Below are 20,525 nucleotides of genomic sequence, written 5' to 3'. Positions count from 1 at the left end.
CTGCGCAGCCGGGAGCACGCCACGCCCAAGGCCTGGTGCTGCAGTTGCGACGCCGCCCGCCGCCACACGCCGACACGACACCGCATGAACCAGAACGAAATCAAGGCCCTTTTCGACCAGCAGGCCGCCAGCTACGACACGCAGTGGGCCAAGACGCAGCCCATCCGCAGCTGCCTGCATCTGCTGCTGGATGCGGCCTTTGCCGAATTGCCGGCCGATGCGCGCATCCTGTGCGTCGGCGTGGGCACGGGTGCCGAGCTGGCACATCTGGCGCACCAGCATCCCGGCTGGCGTTTCACGGCGGTCGAGCCGTCCGGCGCCATGCTGCAGGTCTGCCGCGATCTGGCGCAGCGCCAGGGCTTCGCGCAGCGCTGCGTGTTGCACGAGGGCTATCTGGACACCCTGGCGCCCGCCACAGCGGCCCCAGGGCAGGGCTACGGGTTCGACGCTGCCACCTGCTTTCTGGTGTCGCAGTTCATGGTCGATCCTGCCGTGCGCTCGGGCTTCTTTCGCCAGATCGGCCAGCGGCTGCGGCCTGGTGGCATTCTGGCCAGCACCGATCTGGCGTGCGACGTGCGCTCCCCCGCATACGAGGTGCTGCTGCGCGCGTGGATGCACATGATGGCGGCGGCGGATGTGTCGCCAGAGGCGATGGAGCGCATGCGTAAGGCCTATGCCACCGACGTGGCGGTGCTGCCGCCCGGCCGGGTGGCGGGCATCATCCAGGCGGGTGGGTTCGACGCGCCGGTGCCGTTTTTCCAGGCGGGGCTGATCCATGGGTGGCTGTCCCGCTGGGGCGGCAGTCTGGCGGATTGATCCGCCATCGCGGCGCCCGGCAGGCACCGTGACGGGCGGGCGGCCCCGCTGCCGGCCCATGCGGATGCACGGCAGGGCGGGTTAGGGTGGCAACGCACCAGGCCTGACCGCAGCGCCTTCGACCCGGCTGGCGGATGGGTAGCTGCTTGCCTGCCCGGCGTCCGCGCGCGGGCAGCACCACAATCAGCGCGTTCCACCTTCCATCCCTAGCAGGAGGCCCCGTCCATGTCTGTCCGTGCCCTGGCGCTGTGGTGCGCCGCTTTTTCCACCGTGCCGGCAGTGGCGCAGGCCGCCGCGTCCCAGCCTGCTGCCGGCGCCAGCCCTACCGCCCAGGCGGCCCCGGCCCACTGCCCGGCCCTGCTGCAGCACACCTTCCCCCGCCTGCAGGACGAAAGCCCGCAATCGCTGTGCCAGTACGCGGGCAAGGTGCTGCTGGTGGTCAACACCGCCAGCTACTGCGGCTTCACCTACCAGTACGAGGGGCTGGAGGCGCTCTACAAGAAGTACAAGGACCGCGGCCTGGTGGTGCTGGGCTTTCCGTCCAACGACTTCTTCCAGGAAAAGAGCGACAACCAGGACATCGCGGACTTTTGCTACAACACCTACGGCGTGGTCTTCCCGATGTTCGCGCGCAGCGCCGTGCGCGGCTCGGATGCCAACCCGCTGTACCGGCAGCTGGCGCAGGCCACCGGCAAGAAGCCGAGCTGGAATTTCAACAAGTACCTGATCGACCGCGCGGGCCGCACCGTCACGCACTACGGCAGCAGGGTGGAGCCGAGTGACAAGGCTTTCGTGCAGCAGCTGGAGGCGCTTTTGGCCCAGCGCTGACGGCGCTGGCTGCCCCAAGCGCCGGAGCAGGGGGATCGCCCGCCGCGTAGGAGCACGCCCCGTCCTCCCCGCCTGGCGCTCCCAAACCTGCACCCCGTTCCTAGAATCCCGCACAGCGCCCCTCTCGGCGCGTGGGGACCGCGCGCCACGATCTGGCGCCGCGTGTCCTTGTCCCAACCCCGGCACACCACCGCCGTGCCCAGGAGACCGTGGATGACCCCTTCGCCTACCGCCCCGCTGCGGCTGCACGTGCCCGAGCCCACCGGCCGGCCGGGCTGCAGCACCGACTTTTCCTATCTCGCCATCTCGCCTGCTGGCGCGGTGCGCCGGCCCCCCACCGACACCCCCGCCGCCGACACGGCCGACCTGGCGACCAGCCTAGTGCGGGTGCTGGACGACGAGGGCCGCGCCGTCGGCCCCTGGGCCCCGAGCATCCACCCCGAACGCCTGCGCCGCGGCCTGCGCGCCATGATGAAGACGCGCATCTTCGACGCGCGCATGCTGATGGCGCAGCGCAAGAAAAAACTGTCGTTCTACATGCAGTGCCTGGGCGAGGAGGCCATCGCCGTGGCGCACGCGCAGGCACTGGCCGAGGGCGACATGTGCTTTCCCACCTACCGCCAGCAGGGCCTGCTGCTGTCGCGCGACGACATTCCGATGTCGGAGCTGATCTGCCAGCTGATGAGCAACGAGGGCGATCCGCTCAAGGGCCGGCAGTTGCCGGTGATGTACTCGTACAAGCGCGCAGGTTTCTTCTCCATCTCGGGCAACCTGGCCACGCAGGTCATCCAGGCCGTGGGATGGGCGATGGCCTCGGCCATCAAGGGCGACACAAAAATCGCCTCCGCCTGGATCGGTGACGGCGCCACGGCCGAGGCCGACTTCCACACCGCGCTGACCTTCGCCCACGTGTACCGCGCGCCGGTCATCATCAACGTGGTCAACAACCAGTGGGCGATTTCCACCTTCCAGTCGATCGCCGGCGGCGAGGGCACGACGTTCGCCCAGCGCGGCGTGGGCGTTGGCGTGGCCTCGCTGCGCGTGGATGGCAACGATTTTCTGGCGGTGTACGCCGCCTCGCGCTGGGCGGCCGAGCGCGCGCGCACCAACCACGGCCCGACGCTGATCGAGTGGGAGACCTACCGCGCCGGCCCGCACTCCACGTCGGACGACCCGAGCAAGTACCGGCCGCAGGACGACTGGCAGCGCTTTCCGCTGGGCGACCCGATCGCCCGCCTGAAACAGCACCTGATCGCCATCGGCGAATGGACCGAGGAGCAGCACGCCGCCGCGCAGAAAAGCCTGGAAGCCGAAGTGCTGGCCGCCGAGAAGGAAGCCGAGCGCCACGGCAGCCTGCTCGACGGCCGCGTGCCCAGCGCCGCGGCCATGTTCGAGGGCGTCTACAAGGACATGCCGGAGCACCTGCGCCGGCAGCGCCAGCAGATGGGAGTGTGACCATGCAGCCCAGCACCGAAGACACCGCCAAGGCGATGCAACAGGCCGAGCCTGTCACGACCCAGGCGCAGCAGCGCGACCAGCAGCGCGCCGAAGCGCAGCACCCCGACGCCAGCCGCGTGCCCATGACCATGATCCAGGCGTTGCGCTCGGCCATGGACGTGATGATGGCGCGCGACGACAACGTCATCGTCTACGGCCAGGACGTGGGCTACTTCGGCGGCGTGTTCCGCGTCACCGAAGGGCTGCAGGCCAAGTACGGCAAGACGCGCTGCTTCGACGCGCCGATCTCCGAGGGCGGCATCGTCGGCACGGCCATCGGCATGGCGGCCTATGGCCTGAAACCCGTGGTCGAGATCCAGTTCGCCGACTACTTCTACCCGGCCACCGACCAGATCGTGTCCGAGGCGGCGCGCATGCGCCACCGCTCCAACGGCGACTTCACCGCGCCCATGACCATCCGCATGCCCTGCGGCGGCGGCATCTACGGCGGGCAGACGCACAGCCAGAGCCCGGAGGCGTTCTTCACCCATGTCTGCGGCCTGCGCACAGTGATGCCGAGCAACCCGTACGACGCCAAGGGGCTGCTGATCGCCTCCATCGAGTGCGAGGACCCGGTCATCTTTCTGGAGCCCAAGCGCCTGTACAACGGTCCGTTCGACGGCCACCACGACCGGCCGGTGGTGCCGTGGTCCAAGCACGCCTTGGGCATGGTGCCCGAGGGCTACTTTCGCGTGCCGCTGGACAGCGCCGTGGTCTTCCGCCCCGGCAAGGAGGTGACGGTGCTGACCTACGGCACCATGGTCTGGGTGGCCGAATGCGCGGCGCGCGAGGCCGGCGTGGACGCCGAGGTCATCGACCTGCGCTCCATCTGGCCGCTGGACCTGGAGACCATCGTGAATTCGGTGAAAAAGACCGGCCGCTGCGTCGTGGTGCACGAGGCCACGCGCACCAGCGGCTTCGGCGCCGAACTGGCGGCGCTGGTGCAGGAGCACTGCTTCTGGCACCTGGAGGCGCCCATCGAGCGCGTGACGGGCTGGGACACGCCCTATCCGCACGCCCAGGAATGGGACTACTTCCCCGGCCCCGCCCGCGTGGGCGCGGCCCTGAAGCGCGCCGTTGGCAAGGAGGCATGACATGGGTATTTACGTGATCCGCATGCCCGACATCGGCGAGGGCATTGCCGAGGTGGAACTAGTCGCCTGGCACGTGCAGCCGGGCGACACGGTGGCCGAGGACCAGCCGATCGCCGACGTGATGACCGACAAGGCGACGGTGGAGATCCCGGCGCACGTGCCCGGCAAGGTGCTGACCTTGGGCGGCGCCGTGGGCCAGGTGCTGGCCGTGGGCGCCGAGCTGGTGCGACTGGAGGTCGAGGGCGCTGGCAATTGGAAGGAAAACCAGGCTCCAGCCGGCGCCAGTCCAGGGCATGCAGCTACTGAAAATGGAGCAAAAGATGCGCCAGGGCCAGCGGGGCAGGGCGAAGGCGCTGCGCCCGCCCAGCCCGCCGGCAAGGCCGGCGGCTCTTCACTCCCTCTCCCTCCGGGAGAGGGCAGGGGTGAGGGCCGGCCGGCGATGGACGGTACGGCCAACCAAGCAACCGTCGCCAGCCCTCACCCCCACCCTCTCCCAGGAGGAGAGGGAGTCAGGCAGGGGGCGCCGACGGGGGAAGCAGGCGGCGGTTTCAAGCCAAATCTGCCCCTGGCCCATACAACACACAGGCATCCAGCTACGGATACGATAGCAAGACAGCCGGCCTCCGCTCGCTCCCAGGCCGCCGCGCGCGCCCCTGGCGAACGCCCGCTGGCCTCGCCCGCTGTGCGCCGCGCCGCGCAGGACCGGGGCATCGACCTGCGCTACGTGCACGGCAGCGGCCCCGCCGGCCGCATCTCGCACGAAGACCTGGATGCTTGGGCTGCCAGCGCCGGCCAGCCCGCCGCCCAGGGCCGCTCGCAGTACGTGGAGCGTCATGGCGAGCAGCCGATCCCCGTCATCGGCCTGCGCCGCCGAATAGCGCAGAAGATGCAGGAGGCCAAGCGCCGCATCCCGCATTTTTCCTACGTCGAAGAGATCGACGTGACCGAGCTGGAGGCGCTGCGCCAGCGGCTGAACCAGCTGCACGGCGCTACGCGCGGCAAGCTCACGCTGCTGCCGTTCCTGGCGCGCGCCATGGTCCTGGCCTTGCGCGACTTCCCGCAGATCAACGCCCGCTACGACGACGACGCGGGCGTGGTCACGCGCTACGAGGCGGTACACCTGGGTGTGGCGACGCAGACCGACGCCGGCCTGATGGTGCCCGTGCTGCACCACGCCGAAAGCCTGGACCTGTGGCAGTGCGCTGCGTCAATAGCCCGCGTGGCCGAGGGGGCGCGTTCTGGCCGCGCAGCGCGCGACGAGCTGTCGGGCTCGACCATCACGCTGACCAGCCTGGGGGCGCTGGGCGGCATCGCCAGCACGCCGGTCATCAACCACCCGGAGGTCGCCATCGTCGGCGTCAACCGCATGGTGGAGCGGCCGATGTTCCAAGGCGGCCACGTGGTTGCGCGCCAGCTCATGAACCTGTCCTCGTCCTTCGACCACCGCGTGGTCGATGGCATGGACGCAGCGCGCTTCATCCAGGCCGTGCGCGCGCTGCTGGAGACGCCGGCGCTGCTGTTCGTCGAGTGAATGGCATGCAACACCCCTACTTAAGTCCCTTCGGGCCTTCCCCCCGCTCTCGCAGCGCTGTGCGCTGCGGGCAGGGAGGCACAGCCAGCGCTGCGGGGCGGCCCTTGCGCGGCTGTCCGCGCATGGGGCGCGCCAGTTTCATGCGATGCGTGCGGCACACAGCGCGATGGAGCAATTGATATGAAAGAACTCTCAACGAAACTGCTAGTGATCGGCGGCGGCCCGGGCGGCTACGTGGCCGCCATCCGCGCCGGGCAACTGGGCATCCCCACCGTGCTGGTCGAGGGAGAGCGCCTGGGCGGCACGTGCCTGACCATCGGCTGCATTCCGTCCAAGGCGCTGATCCACGCGGCCGAGGTGTTCGAGCAGGCGCGGCACAACGCCGCCGGCTCGGCGCTGGGCGTCCGCGCAGGCGAGCCCACGCTGGACTTGGCGCAGACCGTGCGCTGGAAGGACGGTATCGTGCAGCGCCTCACAGGCGGCGTCGGCGGCCTGCTGCGCAAGGCGGGCGTGCAGGTGCTGCAGGGCTGGGCGACGATCGAGGACGGCAAGACCGTGAGCGTGCGCATGGCTGGCGAAGGCGGCGAGGTGCGCCGCGTGCGCTGCGAGCATCTGCTGCTGGCCACCGGATCCGAGCCTGTGGCGCTGCCCAGCATGCCGTTCGGCGGCGCCATCTGGTCGTCGACCGACGCGCTCTCGCCCGACGTGCTGCCGCGCCGCCTGGTGGTGGTGGGTGCCGGCTACATCGGGCTGGAGCTGGGCATCGCCTACCGCAAGCTGGGCGTGGAAGTCACCGTGGTCGAGGCCGCGCAGCGCGTGCTGCCCAGCTACGACGAGGAGCTGACGCAGCCGGTGCTCGAATCGCTGAAGAAAAGCGGCGTGGTGCTGCACCTGGGCTGCAGCGTGCAGGGCTGGGACGCGGGCCAGGGCGTGCACGTGCGCAACGCCCGCGCCGACGAGTTTGCCCTGCCGGCCGACCGCGTGCTGGTGGCCGTCGGCCGGCGCCCGCGCACGAGCGGGTTCGGTTTGGAGTCGCTGCAGCTCGACATGGCCGGCCGCCACGTGGCGATCGACGCGCACTGCCGCACGTCCATGCGTGGCGTCTGGGCCATCGGCGACGTGACCGGCGAGCCCATGCTGGCGCACCGCGCCATGGCGCAGGGCGAGTGCGTGGCCGAGCAGATCGCCGGCCACGCGCGCCGCTTCGAGCCGATGGCCATACCCGCGGTGTGCTTCACCGACCCGGAGGTGGTCGTCGTCGGCAAGACCCCGGCCGAGGCGCGCGCCGCCGGGCTGGAGTGCATCGACGCCGCCTTCCCCTTCGCCGCCAACGGCCGCGCCATGACGCTGGAGGCCACCGGCGGTTTCGTGCGCGTGGTCGCGCGTCGGGACAACCACCTGATCGTCGGCTGGCAGGCCGTGGGCCGTAATGTGTCCGAACTCGCCGCCGCCTTCGGCCAGTCCATCGAGATGGGCGCGCGGCTGGAGGACGTGGGCCACACCATCCACGCGCATCCGACGCTGGGCGAGGCGGTGCAGGAGGCAGCGCTGCGCGCGCTGGGGCAGGCGCTGCATATCTGAACCGCGCTGCGCCATGTTGATGGGCGCGCCCTGCAGGGCGCGCTTCTTTCCTTCAATCTTCAACGCGAAAACTGGCGCTCCGATCGCGATTTCTAAAATTGGGTTCAGACCCTGGTTTCTGCTGATTTCTGAAGGAATCGGCTCTGGCGCAACAATTGGAATCTGACCTCCATTTCTTGTCCAACGTCGATTTGGCCAAGAGTGTTTCCCTCTGGCAAGGCTGTCACCCATCGGCCGCCGCGCCTCATGTCGCCAGCGGCAAAATCCCGGCGCACTACCACAACCCACCACCTCCCGAACGCATGAGCTTCGCGCCTTCCCACCTGCATGTCCATTACGCCCACGACGATCTCGATGCGCTGCTGAATGCGCCTGACCTGCTGGCCGTATTCGGCTTCGGGCCCGATGCGCCGCAGTCCGCCGACCCACGCTACCTGCGCGTACCGCTTGCCCCTTTCGGCGCGCCGGTCCTGGAGGCCTGGCGCGCGGCCGCGCCCGTCACCTGCGGGCGCGAGGGCGCGGTGCAGTGGTCGTCGGACGGCGCCTGGCTGTTCGGCGCCATCGAGGTCGACGAGGCCGCTGCCGGCGGCATCGCCGGCGCCGCGCGCACGGCCTATGCCGAACTGACCCGCTTCGTGCAGGCGCGCGGCTTTCCGCACTTGGTCCGCATCTGGAACTACCTGGACGCCATCACCCACGGCGCGGGCGATGGCGAGCGCTACCGCGAGTTCTGCGTCGGCCGCGCGCAGGGCCTGGGTGCGTTCGACGTCGCCACGCTGCCCGCCGCCACCGCCATCGGTCGGCGCGATGGCGTGCGTGTGCTGCAGGTCTACTGGCTGGCCGCCCAGGTGCCCGGCACGCCGCTGGAGAACCCGCGCCAGGTCAGCGCCTACCGCTACCCGCGCCAGTACGGCCCGCAGTCGCCCAGCTTCGCGCGCGCCATGCTGGCGCCGACGGGCGAGCGCATGCCGCTGCTGCTGTCGGGCACTGCCGCCGTGGTCGGCCATGCCTCGCAGCATGCGGATTCGCTGCCCGCGCAGATCGACGAGACCCTGCGCAACTTCGACGCGCTGGTGCAGGCCGCGCGTGCACGCCAGCCCGCGCTGCCCGCCGCTTTCGGCGCCGACACGCGCCTGAAGGCCTACGTGCGCGACGCCGCCGACCTGCCGGTGGTGGAGCGCCTGCTGCGCGAGCGCCTGCCAGGCGTGCCGTTCATCGTGCTGCATGCGGACATTTGCCGCAGGGAGCTGGCGGTGGAGATCGACGGGGTGCATGGCTGAGCAGGCGAGGCGTTGTTGTCCTCAGGCAGCCCGGGCAGGCAAGAGTAGTCTTCAATCAGGGGCGGATTTCAATTGAGGGGAAATTAAAATCTGATCTTGATTCCTCGGCCTGCTTATGGCGAAACGCCAGTTAGGCTGTCAAAGTAAAAGACTGATTTAAAACAACTAGCTTGTACAATTTCCCGTGTGGTTCACGGCGGCTGGCGGTTTGGCGGCTATAACCCAATCGGGGGCGTTGCACTATGTGGCGGATGAGGGAATTATGGTTATTGCGTCTTGTGCAGTATATGAGCGCATGATTAAAAGCCAAATTTTGGCTATAAAGGAGAGAAAAGTGTTATCTAAGAATTTGACTTTTGCCATAAGTATTATGGCAGCTAGTTTTCCAGTCTTGGCACAACAGGCGAACAAAGCAAAACATATGAAAAAAACTGATAGTCCTATAGTGGCTACACAGAGCCAAACAGCCGAGGCTCCTTTTGCGCCAATATATTTTGATTCCAACACTCCTGTAAGTGCCTACTTGAACAATCGGCCGGGGAAGATATACAGATGGCTTGAGGGGCAAATTTCCAGCGTCCCAAATAAACCTGACCAGTTCTCCACTGCAGAAGAAAAGCGTATTTATGAGGCTGATATAGCAGAGAGGATGGCAGGCGTTGGCCATATACCAATGATATTTAATTGTCAGAAAAAATATAACAGTGATGCGCAAAGCTATGAAATTAATTTCAGATCTTCTTCAATAAGAAACACTTACGACGTTAAAACAATAGACGCCAAAGCCTTGAATGTAAAGAATATAATTCTTGGTTCAGAAAATATGACCCGGGATAGTTATATGGCTCAGAATGCTTATGGGGCGGAAACCCGGGTGCATAAAATGACGGCTGATGTTTATTCAATTTCTTTCCCGTTCAAAGATTCGCCAACATCCATCATTGATGACGGGGGAGTGCCAGTGCGGGAGAAAAATTTACCGTATTTAATTGATAAAAAACTATACAGATTTAATATTCCAATGCAATCATCTGATGCGCGTGCAAAAGATAAGCATATCACTTGCATGGTTGTTTTTTCAATAGCTCCGCCATATATTTTAAAATATACAGAACACAAATTTCCAACCCGCGACGATGCTTCAGAGGATATATTTAAATATCATTCATTCTATGGTGCGATAGAAAAAATCGCTGTTTTTGATGCGTTGGATGAAAAAATAATAGCTGAAGCTGATAGGTAGAATTTAGGTCCTGTGGTTGTGCGAAATTAATAGACAATTCTCAATTGAGATAATTAATAAACTTAGTAAACCTTCATGAAGGCCGCTATATTGCTGATGGGCGGTACGTCCCTGTGACCTGTTGCTCATCATCAGCATGTGTTTTCATCTTCACCACTTCAGCTAAAAGCTAGCCTCGCCAGCTCTTGGTGAGCAATGAAACAGCTCTCAACGAAATCGTTTTTATGCTGCAGACGGGTATCGCAGAGATGAATCTTTCTTGATAGTTACGCTACAGTAGCGGCATGCCCTACTATTGCCGACTAAAAGACTGAAATGCAATTGGACTCTGGCGGGGGTTGCATAAAGACATTTTCACCCGGCTGAGAAATTGGAGTCTGGCCGTGGTTTCGACTCCAATTTTCTAGGCCCTGATTCCTCAATGCAAAGTACAATATTTATACTTTGTATAAAGTACCCCAGGAACCAGCCATGACCCACGCGTAAGCCATCGTCGGCATCAAGAAATGGGGCAACAACCTCGGCGTGCGCCTGCCGGGCAATGTGGCACGGGCCGCGCACCTGCCGGCCGAGCAAATGGTGCGCGTGACGGTGGGCGACGACGGCATCACCATTACCCCCTTGCCCGACGCCGCTCCCACGCTCGCGCAGCGCCTGGCCCGGTTCGACCCTGCGCGCCACGGCGGCGAAGCCATGGCGGCCGATCCCGTGGGCGCGGAAAAATGGTGACCGCCAAGGCGCCCAGGGCCGCTGCCCGTGGCAAGCAGCCCTGGGCGCCGGAGCGACATGACATCATCTGGATCGACTGCACCCCGCAGGCCAGCCGGGAGATGCGCGACCTGCATCCCTTCCTCGTGCTTTCGCCGCGTGCCTTCAACGACCGCACCTCGCTAGTCATCGGCCTGCCCATGACCACCGCCGAATACAACGCCGACAACCCCTTCGCCGTCGCCGTGGGCCAGGCCGGGGGCAGGAAGGCGGGCAAGACCAGCTACGTGCTGTGCCACCAGCCTAAGTCCTTCGACTGGCGTGCGCGCCAGGCGGCGGCGCATCCCCTGAAACGGCTGGCCGATGGCCTGTTCGCCGAGTGCTGCGCACGGCTGAACCAGATTGTCGAGCTGGGGCGCTGATGCAGTCGCCGCGAGGATGAGGGCCCGAGAGGCCCTCACCCGTCGCCAGGCAAGCGGGCAACCCCCAGCGCCTAAAATCCCCGCCTTCGCGCACGCATTGCCGTGCGCCTTTTCTTTTTCCTGCCCCGCCCGCGCCCGCCATGCTGACCTTCCAACAGATCATCCTGAAACTGCAGTCCTACTGGGCCGACCAGGGCTGCGCCCTGCTGCAGCCCTACGACATGGAGGTCGGCGCCGGCACCTCGCACACCGCCACCTTCCTGCGCGCGCTCGGCCCCGAGCCCTGGCGCGCGGCCTATGTGCAACCCAGCCGCCGCCCCAAGGACGGGCGCTACGGCGACAACCCCAACCGCCTGCAGCACTACTACCAGTACCAGCTGGTGCTGAAACCCGCGCCGGCCAACATCCTGGAGCTGTACCTGGGCAGTCTGGAAACCCTCGGGTTCGACCTGAAGAAGAACGACATCCGCTTCGTCGAGGACGACTGGGAGAACCCCACGCTGGGCGCCTGGGGCCTGGGGTGGGAGGTGTGGCTCAACGGCATGGAAGTCACCCAGTTCACCTACTTCCAGCAGGTCGGCGGCATCGACTGCAAGCCCGCCACCGGCGAGATCACCTACGGCCTGGAGCGCCTGGCGATGTACCTGCAGGGCGTGGACAACGTCTACAACCTGACTTGGACCGAAACGCCCGACGGCACCCGCCTGAGCTACGGCGACGTGTACCACCAGAACGAGGTCGAGCAGTCCACGTACAACTTCGAGCACGCCGACGCGGACTTTCTGTTCACCGCGTTCGCCGCGCACGAGAAACAGGCCCAGCACCTGATGGCCGAGCAGCTGGCGCTGCCGGCGTACGAGCAGGTGCTCAAGGCCGCGCACACCTTCAACCTGCTGGACGCGCGTGGCGCGATCAGCGTGACCGAGCGCGCCGCGTACATCGGCCGCATCCGCAACCTGGCGCGCGCCGTGGCCCGCGCCTACCTGGACAGCCGCGCACGGCTGGGATTTCCCATGGCGCCGCGCGCGCATGCCGACGAGGTGCTGGCCGAGCTGGCGCGCGCCGCCGAGCAGCAGCAGAAAAAGGCTGCCTGAGGCGGACTGGTTTTTCTCCCTCTCCCCCTGGGAGAGGGCAGGGGTGAGGGCCAGCGACGGTGGCCTCGCCAGTAGGGGTGACAAATTTCCGCAGAGGCCCTCACCCCCCGCCCTCTCCCGCACGCGGGAGAGGGAGCCAAAAACCGCCTGCCGCACGTTTTATCGATCAAATCTGCCGCAAGTCCTGACAAACAAAGGGCCTGCAGCTATCAAAATTGCACCATGACCACCGCCAACCTGCTCGTTGAACTGTTCGTCGAAGAACTCCCCCCGAAGGCGCTGCAAAAGCTCGGCGATGCCTTCGCCGGCACGCTGCACGCCCAGCTCGTGGCGCAGGGCCTGGCCGATGCGGGCGCGCGCGTCACGCCCTATGCCTCGCCGCGCCGCCTGGCGGTGCATATCGAGGGCGTGCTGAATGCGGCGCCGGACCGCGCGGTGGAACAAAAACTCATGCCCGCCAGCGTGGGCCTGGGTGCCGATGGCCAGCCCACGCCGGCGTTGCTGAAAAAGCTCGCCGCCCTGGGTGCCGATGCGAGTGCCGTCGCCGGCCTCAAGCGCGTGCACGACGGCAAGGCCGAGGTGCTGTACCACCAGAGCACCGCGCGCGGCGCGCGGCTGGCCGAGGGCCTGCAAAAGGCGCTGGACGAGGCCATTGCCAAGCTGCCCATCCCCAAGGTCATGCGCTACCAACTGGCGGACGGCTGGAGCAGCGTGCACTTCGTACGTCCGGCGCACGGCCTGGTGGCGCTGCACGGCGCCGAAGTGGTGGAGGGTGTGCAGGCGCTGGGCCTGACCGCCGGCCGCGCCACGCACGGCCACCGCTTCGAGGCCCGGGCCGAGCCGGTCGTGCTGACCCATGCCGACACCTACGCGCAGCAACTGCAGGATGAAGGCGCCGTGATCGCCGGCTTCGCCGAGCGCCGCGCCGAGATTGCGCGCCAGCTGGCCGCGGCGGCTCAGCAAGTCGGCGGTGGCGCGCGCCCCATCGACGACGACGCGTTGCTGGACGAAGTCACCGCCCTGGTCGAGCGCCCGAACGTGCTGGTCTGCGCCTTCGACGAGGAGTTCCTCGCCGTGCCGCAGGAGTGCCTGATTCTGACCATGAAGGCCAACCAGAAGTATTTCCCGCTGCTGGATGCCGAAGGCCGCCTGACGCACCGCTTCCTGGTGGTGAGCAACATCTCGCCGCAGGACCCCAGCGCCGTCATCCAGGGCAACGAGCGCGTGGTGCGCCCGCGCCTGGCCGACGCGAAATTCTTCTTCGACCAGGACCGCAAGAAGACCCTGGTCAGCCGCGTCGAACAGCTCGGCAAGGTGGTCTATCACAACCAGCTTGGCACCCAGGGCGAGCGCGTCGAGCGCGTGCGCGCCATCGCCCGGGCCATCGGCGAGCAGCTGTTCCCCGCGCTGGCCGAGCGCCACCAGGTGGACGGCACGCAGGACGCCGAGATCGTGCAGGACTATCTGATGACCTGCGTGGACAACGCCGCGCTCTTGGCCAAGACGGATCTGGTCACCGACATGGTGGGCGAGTTTCCCGAGCTGCAGGGCGTCATGGGCGGCTACTACGCGGTGAACGACGGCCTGCCCGACGACGTGGCCTTCGCCATCGAGGACCACTACAGGCCGCGCTTCGCCGGCGACAGCCTGCCGCGCCAGAACGTCGGCCTGGTGGTGGCGCTGGCCGACAAGCTGGAGACGCTGGTCGGCATGTTCGGCATCGGCAACCTGCCCACCGGCGACCGCGACCCGTTCGCGCTGCGCCGCCACGCTTTGGGCGTGATCCGCATGCTGATCGAGCGGGACCTGCCGCTGCAGCTGCCGGCGCTGCTGGACGCGGGCTTCGCCGCCTTTGGCGACAAGGTGGACCCGGCCGCGCAGGTGCTGCTGGCCGATTTTCTGTACGAGCGCCTGGCCGGCAGCCTGCGCGAGCAGGGCTACAGCGCCAGCGAGGTGGATGCCGTCATCGCCCTGCGCCCGGCACGCCTGGCGCCGCTGCCGCGCCAGCTCGAGGCCGTGCGCGCCTTTGCCGCGCTGCCCGAGGCGCCGGCGCTGGCCGCGGCCAACAAGCGCGTGGGCAACATCCTGAAGAAGGCCGAGGCCGAAGGCCCGGTGGACCCGCACGTCAACGAGGAACTGCTGCGCGAGCAGGCCGAGCAAGACCTGTTCGCCGCGCTCCAGCGGTTCGTGCCGGAAGCCGACGCGCAGTTCGCGCAGGGCGACTACACGGCGAGCCTCAAGACCCTGGCCGTGCTGCGTGCGCCGGTGGATGCGTTCTTCGACGACGTGATGGTCAACGCCGAGGAGCTGCCGCTGCGCCTGAACCGCCAGGGCCTGCTCAAGCGCCTGCACCTGGCGATGAACCGCGTCGCCGACCTGTCGCGCCTGGCGGTGTGAAGCACCGCCGCCCACGCCATGGCCGACCGGCCCCCGGGCCGGCTGCGGCGCGGGCCGCAGCCGGGGGTGCCCAGGCCCGCGCGCGCCTGGGCGCGTGGCTGGGCTTCGGCCCGCTGGCGCTGGTGGTCGGCCTGCGCTGGGTGCTGGACTGGCTGCAGGGCCGTGCAGACGCGCCGCCGGCCTGGCCGCTGGCGCCCTTCGTCGGCACGCAGGACCCCTGGGGCTGGCTGCACACCACCGGCTGGGCGCTGATGGCGCTGGCAGCGCTGCTGCTGGCGGGACGGCTCGTGTATCGCCGCTTCGGCGCCCGGGCGCTGTTGCGCCTGCTGGCCGGGCTGTGGATCGCCGCGGCGCTGGCCGCCTGCGCGGCGCAGCTGGCGCATTTCCTGAACCTGCGCGGCCTGGTGCCGCAGCCCGCGCCGCTGGCCGCGCGCGTGCTGGGCAGCCGCGCCGTGGCGCCGTCGCTGCACGGCGCGGGCGGTACGCTGCTGGTGCTGCAGCTGCGGGACGAGCCCGGCACGCAGCAGGCGCTGGTCGATGACCGCCAAGCCGCCGCGCTGCCCGCCGGCCAGGCGCTGGCGCTGCACTGGGCGCGCGGGCGTTGGTGGGGCCGCTACGTCACCGGCTGGCAGGCCGTACCGGCCACCCCATAATCGCCGCCATGAAACTTGCCATCCTGGACCGCGACGGGCTGCTGAACGAGCCGGGCAGCGAGGGCTACATCGCCTCGCCCGCCGACTGGCAGCCGCTGCCCGGCGCGCTGGAGGCGGTGGCGCTGCTGAACCAGGGCGGCTGGCACGTCGTTGTGGCCACCAACCAGCCAGGGCTGGGCGGCGGGCTGTTCGACGGCCGCACGCTGGTCGCCATCCACGCGCGCCTGCACCGCGAGCTGGCGGCGCTGGGCGGGCGCATCGACGCCGTCTTCTACTGTCCGCACGCCGAGGGCGAGGGCTGTGCCTGCCGCAAGCCTGCGCCGGGCCTGCTGCAGCAGATCTGCGAGCGCCACGGCGTCGAGGCCGGCAACGCGGTGGTCATCGGCAGCTGCCGCGCGCACCTGCAGGCCGGCGCCGCGCTGGGCGCGCGCCAGCTGCACCTGGTGTGCAGCGGCGCCTCGGCCGCGCTGGATGCGGGCGCGCCGCTGGACGCCGGCTGGCCCGCCGGCACGCGGGCGCACGCCAGCCTGCTGGATGCGGCGCTCTGGCTGCTGGCCCAGGACGCCGAGCCGCAGGCCGCGGCGGTCTCCGCATAGCGGCAAAAATCATGGCGACAAGCCCTTTATCCTCAAGGGCTGGCGGCCTGAAACACCCTTATTACGCTTCCGACACCCATGGCCTTGATCCGTTCCGTCCTGCACCTGCTGGTGATGATCGTCACCGTCGTGCCCTACACCCTGGGCGTGCTGCTGGCGCGCTGGACCACCGGCAGCAAGAGCGCCGCCTACCGCGTCGCCCGCGCCTGGCTGGCGCTGTGCATTGACGCGGCGCGCTGGCTGCTGGGCATCCGCCCGCAGATCCAGGGCATGGAGCGGCTGCCGCTGCAGGCGGGCAGTGGCGCGGTGCTGCTGGTCAAGCACCAGTCCACCTACGAGACGTTCCTGATGCCGGCGATCATGCCGCGCCCGCTGGCCTACGTGTTCAAGAAGGAGCTGCTGCGCGTGCCGTTCTTCGGCTGGTCCATCGGCAGCCTGGACATGATCCACATCGACCGCGACAAGCCGGCGCGCGCCTTCGCGCGCGTGCTGCAGCAGGGCCGGCGCCTGCTGGCGCAGGGCACCTGGGTGATCATGTTTCCCGAAGGCACGCGCATCCCGCGCGGCCAGCAGGGCGAGTACAAGAGCGGCGGCGCGCGCCTGGCCATCGACGCCGGCGTGCCGGTGGTGCCGGTGGCCGTCACCTCGGCGGCGGTCTGGCCGCCCAAAGCCTTCGTCAAGCGCCCGGGCGTGGTGCACGTGTCCTTCGGCCCGCCGATCGCCAGCACCGGGCGCAAGCCCGATGAGCTGATGCGCGAGGTGCAGGAATGGATCGAGGCCGAGATGCGCCGCCTGGACCCGCAGGCCTACGCCAATGCGCCGGCGGGCACGGACCGCAGGCCGTGAGCGGCCAGCTGCCGCTGTGGCAGGACGAGGTACCGCCACGACCTGATTCAGGGCCAAAACGTGCTCCAGCCCTTGATATGCAAGGGCCCGCAGCTATCAGAACAGAAGTTCCCCCCGAGCCGGAAGGCGTGCTGCGCCACCCCCAGGCCAACCGCCAGATCCGCCTGGAAGGCACACCCGTGGCCTATCTTCTGCAGCGCGCGCGCCGGCGCAGCATCGGCTTTCGGGTGGACGGCGACGGCCTGTCGGTGCGCGCGCCGCTGGCCGCCAGCAGCGGCGCCATCGACGGCGCGCTGCAGGCCAAGTCCGGCTGGATCGTGCGCAAGCTGGCCGAGCAGGGCGACTTCCAACGCCGCCTACAGGCCGCGCGCATCGACTGGCGCGAGGGCGCCGTGCTGCCCTACCTGGGTGGGTCGCTGACCATCGCCCTGGACCCGGCGCGCGAGGTCGCCACGCGCGGCGCGCAGTGCCAGGGCGGCACGCTGTACCTGCCGCTGGCGCACGGCGCCGCGCCCGCGCAGCTGCGCGACGCCGCGCAGGCCTGGCTGATGCGCCAGGCGCGCGCGCACTTCACCGCGCGGCTGGAGCACTTCGCGCCGCGGCTGGGCGTGCGCTGGACGCGCCTGTCCCTGTCCAGCGCCCGCTCGCGCTGGGGCAGCGCGCGCGCCGATGGTTCGATCCGGCTGAACTGGCGGCTGATGCATTTTTCGCCGGCCATCGTCGACTACGTCGTGGCGCACGAGCTGGCGCACCTGCGGGTGATGGACCACAGCCCGCGCTTCTGGGACACGGTGGCCAGCGTCGTGCCCGACCACGCCGCGCTGCGCCGCCAGCTGCGCGATGAGGCCACGCCGGCCTGGGATTGACGGCAGAGGCAACGCCGGCGCGGCTGCCCGTGCTCGCGTCTCAGACCGGCGTGCCGGCACACCCCCTATGCCAGGGCGTTCCTGCGTCCGCGCACCGGCTGGGCACTGTGGAGCGCTCCTGCGGCACGATCTGGCAATGGTTCGCGGCATACTGGCGCGGCCATGAACACGCCCATCTCCACCCCGGTTCCCGCCCTGTTGCCCGACCATCCGCAGACCGCCGACGGCTATGCCGGCGACGTCAGCCCCGAGCTGGCCTGGCGCTGGCTGCAGTCCGGCGAGGCGGTGTTGGTGGACGTGCGCACCGACGCCGAGCGCGAATGGATCGGCCGCGTGCCTGGCGCCACCGCCGTGGCCTGGAAGCAGTGGCCCGGCATGGCGCCCAACCCCGACTTCGACGGCCAGCTGCGCGCCGCCGTGCCGGACGGCGCCCGGGTGCTGCTGCTGTGCCGCAGCGGCGTGCGCTCGGTGGCGGCCGCGCGCCGCGCCACCGAACTGGGCCTGCAGGCGTTCAACATCCTCGAAGGCTTCGAGGGCGAGCGCGATGCGCAGGGCCGGCGCGGCCGGCTGGGCGGCTGGCGGCTGCGCGGGCTACCGTGGCAGCAGGGCTGAAGCCGCAGGCCGTGGCCCTGATGTAACAACTGCTTGCCATTGGTCAAGGCTTGCGACACGATGCACGCCCGCACGGCGCGTGCCCGCGCTTGTTCTGGGGAGACTCCATTTTGACCTTCGCACACCACTGTCCGCCCTCGTGGCGGGCTGCACTGCTGGGCGCCTGCTTGGCCACCGGCGCCGGCGCCCTGCACGCGGCCCCTGGCCTGGACGGCAAGCTGTCACTGCTGGCGGCACGACCCCACGCCCCGGCCACGCGCCCGCAGGCACGCGGGGCGCAGGACGAAGACGCCGACCTAGTGGCCGTCACCATTCGCTTCACTGGCGCGCCCTTTGATGCGCTGCGCGCGCTGGGCGTGCGCCTGGGCACCGTCAGCGGCAACATCGTCACCGCCCAGGTGCCGCGCGCGCGGCTGCGCGAGGTCGCACAGGTGCCAGGCGTCGAGTTCGTCGAGGCCGCGCGGCGCCTACCCGCACGCCTGGCGCTGAGCGTGCCGGCCACCGGCGCCACGGCGCTGCGCTCGGGCCCGCCGCTGCAGTGGAGCGGCGCTACCGGGCAGGGCGTGATCGTCGGCGTGGTCGATGACGGGCTGGATTTTCGGCACTTCGACTTCCGCAAGGCCGATGGCAGCACCCGGCTGCTGGGGCTGTGGGACATGCGCGCGGGCGTCGGCGGCGCGCCGCCGCCCGGTCAGACCTACGGGCGCGAGTGCAGCGTGGCGCAAATCAATATGGCCATTGCCGAAGGCGTGGGCTCGCCCGCCTGCCCACAGCCTTCGCACGGCAACCATGGCACCCACGTCGGCAGCATCGCCGCCGGCAACGGCCAAGCCACGGGCAACGGCGTCGCCGCGTTCCGCCACATCGGCATGGCACCGATGGCCGACCTGCTGGTGGCCAACGCCATTGGCGACGGGGTGGACAACAGCAACGCCGTGATCGACGCCGTGCACTACATCAAGTCGCGTGCCCAGGCGCTGGGCAAGCCGGCGGTGGTCAACCTGTCGCTGGGCAGCTACTACGGCAACCGCGACGGCACGTCCAACTACGAGACCGCGCTGACGCATGCCGTGGGGCCGGGCTTCATCATCACCGCCGCCGCGGGCAACGAGGCCGACGCGCCGATCCGCGCCGAGGCCGCGCTGGCGCAGGGCGAGACGGTGCGCATCGGCTACCGCAACCCGTCCGGCAACGCGCAGATGCTGCAGCTGTGGTATCCAGGCAGCTACCGCTGGTCGGTGCGCGTGCGCAACGGCGCCTGCGAGAGCGCCTGGGTGGCGGCAGGCACCGACGAATACGAGGTGGACACGCCCTGCGGCGCGGTCGGCATCGCCAACACCGCGCCCAACCCCCTCAACGGGGACCGCGAGGTGCTGGTGCTGCTGGACACCAATGGCGCCGGCCAGCGCCCCGCGGGCGACTGGAGCGTCGAGGTGCGGTCGGTGCAGGGCGCAGGCACGGTAAGCATCATCGGCGCCGAGGATGGCAGCGACGCGCACTTCATCGACCACATCAGCCCCGTCACCGGCCAGATCCTGACCGACACCTGCTCGGCCACCGGGCCGATCTGCGTCGGCGCCTACGTCACGCGCCAGCAGTGGCAGGGCCTGAACGGCACGGTGGGCGAGCTCAGCAGCCTGGGCGCCGTGGGCGAGGTGGCGCATTTCTCCAGCCGTGGCCCGCGCCGCGCCTGCAGTGTGCCGCAGCGCTGCCCGATGGTCGCCAAGCCCGAGATCCTGGCGCCGGGCGCGATGATCCTGGCCGCTCTGGGCCATGACGCCGAGGAGGACCATGCCGGCAGGCGCGTCGATGCCGATGGCCAGCACGTCGCCTACCTGGGTACCAGCATGGCCACCCCGCACGTCACGGGCGCGGTGGCGCTGCTGTTGCAGAAGAACCCGGCGTTGACCCCAGACGAGGCGAGGCGCCTGCTACTGGGCCATGTGCAGCGCACGTCCTATACCCCGGCCAGCCTGCCGATGTTCGACCCGGCGGTGGCCAACCCAGCCGGCGCCGACGCGGCCTGGGGCTACGGCATCCTGGACATCGCCAGTGCCTGGAACGCCATGTCCGGCCAGCCGCCGGCGGCGGGCATCGTGCCTTTCGTCAGCGGCGATGCGCGCGGGCTGACGCTGTCGGCCACCATCACCCCCAGCGCCGACGAGCAGGGCAACGCGCTGCAGGCGTATGTGGTGGCGGTCCTGCCCACGGGCGACCTCTGGACGCTGGGCCAGGGCCAGTGGCAGCCGCTGGCCGCCGGGCTGCGCAGCTACGCGCAGTTCAGCGGCGCGCGGTCCTTCGACATACGGGTGTTCGACCACCTGGCCCATGCCGGCTCGGGCCTGGGCGGCACGGCCATCTTCATCGGCTATGGCACCAGCGAGGAGCAGATGCTGCAGCAGCAGAAATTCCGCCTGGTGCACGTGATGGCGCCGTGAGCGCCGCGCGGCGGCATGGAAAA

General features: G+C 68.6%; 18 protein-coding genes. All 18 read left to right on the top strand.

The window, feature by feature from the left end:
- Positions 1 to 84: 84 nt before the first annotated feature.
- Positions 85 to 816, top strand: a complete 732-nt coding sequence (locus BLQ61_RS08405; protein WP_091568867.1) for a class I SAM-dependent methyltransferase — start codon at positions 85 to 87, stop codon at positions 814 to 816.
- 225 nt (positions 817 to 1,041) lie between these two features.
- Complete coding sequence (locus BLQ61_RS08400) at positions 1,042 to 1,644, top strand: glutathione peroxidase (protein ID WP_091568865.1); 603 nt, start codon at positions 1,042 to 1,044, stop codon at positions 1,642 to 1,644.
- Between the two features lie 213 nt (positions 1,645 to 1,857).
- Positions 1,858 to 3,099: a 3-methyl-2-oxobutanoate dehydrogenase (2-methylpropanoyl-transferring) subunit alpha gene (locus BLQ61_RS08395; RefSeq protein WP_091568864.1), complete on the top strand. Its 1,242-nt coding sequence runs from the start codon at positions 1,858 to 1,860 to the stop codon at positions 3,097 to 3,099.
- A gap of 125 nt (positions 3,100 to 3,224) precedes the next feature.
- Positions 3,225 to 4,235 (top strand): alpha-ketoacid dehydrogenase subunit beta, encoded by a 1,011-nt coding sequence (locus tag BLQ61_RS08390; RefSeq protein ID WP_091569118.1) that lies wholly within the window; start codon positions 3,225 to 3,227, stop codon positions 4,233 to 4,235.
- Position 4,236: 1 nt separating this feature from the next.
- On the top strand, positions 4,237 to 5,766 hold the full coding sequence (locus BLQ61_RS08385) for a dihydrolipoamide acetyltransferase family protein (RefSeq protein ID WP_091568862.1): 1,530 nt from the start codon (positions 4,237 to 4,239) through the stop codon (positions 5,764 to 5,766).
- Positions 5,767 to 5,946: 180 nt separating this feature from the next.
- Complete coding sequence (gene lpdA / locus BLQ61_RS08380; protein ID WP_091568860.1) at positions 5,947 to 7,347, top strand: dihydrolipoyl dehydrogenase; 1,401 nt, start codon at positions 5,947 to 5,949, stop codon at positions 7,345 to 7,347.
- Positions 7,348 to 7,649: 302 nt separating this feature from the next.
- Positions 7,650 to 8,627, top strand: coding sequence for a chorismate transformation FkbO/Hyg5 family protein (locus tag BLQ61_RS08375; protein ID WP_217629391.1), 978 nt, complete (start codon positions 7,650 to 7,652; stop codon positions 8,625 to 8,627).
- A 184-nt stretch (positions 8,628 to 8,811) separates the two neighbouring features.
- A complete protein-coding gene (locus tag BLQ61_RS17205) occupies positions 8,812 to 9,870 on the top strand; it encodes a hypothetical protein (RefSeq protein ID WP_139182731.1) in 1,059 nt (352 codons plus the stop codon).
- Between the two features lie 489 nt (positions 9,871 to 10,359).
- Positions 10,360 to 10,599 (top strand): AbrB/MazE/SpoVT family DNA-binding domain-containing protein, encoded by a 240-nt coding sequence (locus tag BLQ61_RS08370; protein ID WP_217629394.1) that lies wholly within the window; start codon positions 10,360 to 10,362, stop codon positions 10,597 to 10,599.
- On the top strand, positions 10,593 to 11,000 hold the full coding sequence (locus tag BLQ61_RS08365) for a type II toxin-antitoxin system PemK/MazF family toxin (protein ID WP_091568859.1): 408 nt from the start codon (positions 10,593 to 10,595) through the stop codon (positions 10,998 to 11,000). The genes BLQ61_RS08370 and BLQ61_RS08365 overlap by 7 nt, the downstream gene beginning before the upstream one ends.
- A gap of 140 nt (positions 11,001 to 11,140) precedes the next feature.
- A complete protein-coding gene (glyQ, locus tag BLQ61_RS08360; protein WP_091568857.1) occupies positions 11,141 to 12,094 on the top strand; it encodes a glycine--tRNA ligase subunit alpha in 954 nt (317 codons plus the stop codon).
- Positions 12,095 to 12,316: 222 nt separating this feature from the next.
- Complete coding sequence (glyS, locus tag BLQ61_RS08355) at positions 12,317 to 14,491, top strand: glycine--tRNA ligase subunit beta (protein WP_091568855.1); 2,175 nt, start codon at positions 12,317 to 12,319, stop codon at positions 14,489 to 14,491.
- Positions 14,488 to 15,144, top strand: coding sequence for a hypothetical protein (locus BLQ61_RS08350; protein WP_091568853.1), 657 nt, complete (start codon positions 14,488 to 14,490; stop codon positions 15,142 to 15,144). The genes glyS and BLQ61_RS08350 overlap by 4 nt, the downstream gene beginning before the upstream one ends.
- 8 nt (positions 15,145 to 15,152) lie before the next feature.
- A complete protein-coding gene (locus BLQ61_RS08345; RefSeq protein WP_091568852.1) occupies positions 15,153 to 15,740 on the top strand; it encodes a D-glycero-alpha-D-manno-heptose-1,7-bisphosphate 7-phosphatase in 588 nt (195 codons plus the stop codon).
- Between the two features lie 78 nt (positions 15,741 to 15,818).
- Positions 15,819 to 16,586, top strand: coding sequence for a lysophospholipid acyltransferase family protein (locus tag BLQ61_RS08340; protein ID WP_091568850.1), 768 nt, complete (start codon positions 15,819 to 15,821; stop codon positions 16,584 to 16,586).
- Between the two features lie 77 nt (positions 16,587 to 16,663).
- Entirely contained in the window at positions 16,664 to 17,452 is a 789-nt protein-coding gene (locus BLQ61_RS08335) for a M48 family metallopeptidase (RefSeq protein ID WP_091568848.1), read from the top strand.
- A 162-nt stretch (positions 17,453 to 17,614) separates the two neighbouring features.
- Positions 17,615 to 18,064 (top strand): rhodanese-like domain-containing protein, encoded by a 450-nt coding sequence (locus BLQ61_RS08330; protein ID WP_091568846.1) that lies wholly within the window; start codon positions 17,615 to 17,617, stop codon positions 18,062 to 18,064.
- Between the two features lie 110 nt (positions 18,065 to 18,174).
- Positions 18,175 to 20,502, top strand: a complete 2,328-nt coding sequence (locus BLQ61_RS08325; RefSeq protein ID WP_175488256.1) for a S8 family serine peptidase — start codon at positions 18,175 to 18,177, stop codon at positions 20,500 to 20,502.
- Positions 20,503 to 20,525: the final 23 nt, after the last annotated feature.

Source organism: Oryzisolibacter propanilivorax, from assembly GCF_900103645.1.
GTDB classification, from domain to species: domain Bacteria; phylum Pseudomonadota; class Gammaproteobacteria; order Burkholderiales; family Burkholderiaceae_C; genus Melaminivora; species Melaminivora propanilivorax.
This window is presented reverse-complemented; position numbering and strand designations above follow the sequence as displayed.

What these genes read in the sequence shown, in the direction of transcription:
- BLQ61_RS08405 (WP_091568867.1), top strand. Translation starts at nt 85, where the DNA reads ATGAACCAGAACGAAATCAAGGCCCTTTTCGACCAGCAGGCCGCCAGC.
- BLQ61_RS08400 (WP_091568865.1), top strand. Translation starts at nt 1,042, where the DNA reads ATGTCTGTCCGTGCCCTGGCGCTGTGGTGCGCCGCTTTTTCCACCGTG.
- BLQ61_RS08395 (WP_091568864.1), top strand. Translation starts at nt 1,858, where the DNA reads ATGACCCCTTCGCCTACCGCCCCGCTGCGGCTGCACGTGCCCGAGCCC.
- BLQ61_RS08390 (WP_091569118.1), top strand. Translation starts at nt 3,225, where the DNA reads ATGACCATGATCCAGGCGTTGCGCTCGGCCATGGACGTGATGATGGCG.
- BLQ61_RS08385 (WP_091568862.1), top strand. Translation starts at nt 4,237, where the DNA reads ATGGGTATTTACGTGATCCGCATGCCCGACATCGGCGAGGGCATTGCC.
- lpdA (WP_091568860.1), top strand. Translation starts at nt 5,947, where the DNA reads ATGAAAGAACTCTCAACGAAACTGCTAGTGATCGGCGGCGGCCCGGGC.
- BLQ61_RS08375 (WP_217629391.1), top strand. Translation starts at nt 7,650, where the DNA reads ATGAGCTTCGCGCCTTCCCACCTGCATGTCCATTACGCCCACGACGAT.
- BLQ61_RS08365 (WP_091568859.1), top strand. Translation starts at nt 10,593, where the DNA reads ATGGTGACCGCCAAGGCGCCCAGGGCCGCTGCCCGTGGCAAGCAGCCC.
- glyQ (WP_091568857.1), top strand. Translation starts at nt 11,141, where the DNA reads ATGCTGACCTTCCAACAGATCATCCTGAAACTGCAGTCCTACTGGGCC.
- glyS (WP_091568855.1), top strand. Translation starts at nt 12,317, where the DNA reads ATGACCACCGCCAACCTGCTCGTTGAACTGTTCGTCGAAGAACTCCCC.
- BLQ61_RS08345 (WP_091568852.1), top strand. Translation starts at nt 15,153, where the DNA reads ATGAAACTTGCCATCCTGGACCGCGACGGGCTGCTGAACGAGCCGGGC.
- BLQ61_RS08340 (WP_091568850.1), top strand. Translation starts at nt 15,819, where the DNA reads ATGGCCTTGATCCGTTCCGTCCTGCACCTGCTGGTGATGATCGTCACC.
- BLQ61_RS08335 (WP_091568848.1), top strand. Translation starts at nt 16,664, where the DNA reads ATGCAAGGGCCCGCAGCTATCAGAACAGAAGTTCCCCCCGAGCCGGAA.
- BLQ61_RS08330 (WP_091568846.1), top strand. Translation starts at nt 17,615, where the DNA reads ATGAACACGCCCATCTCCACCCCGGTTCCCGCCCTGTTGCCCGACCAT.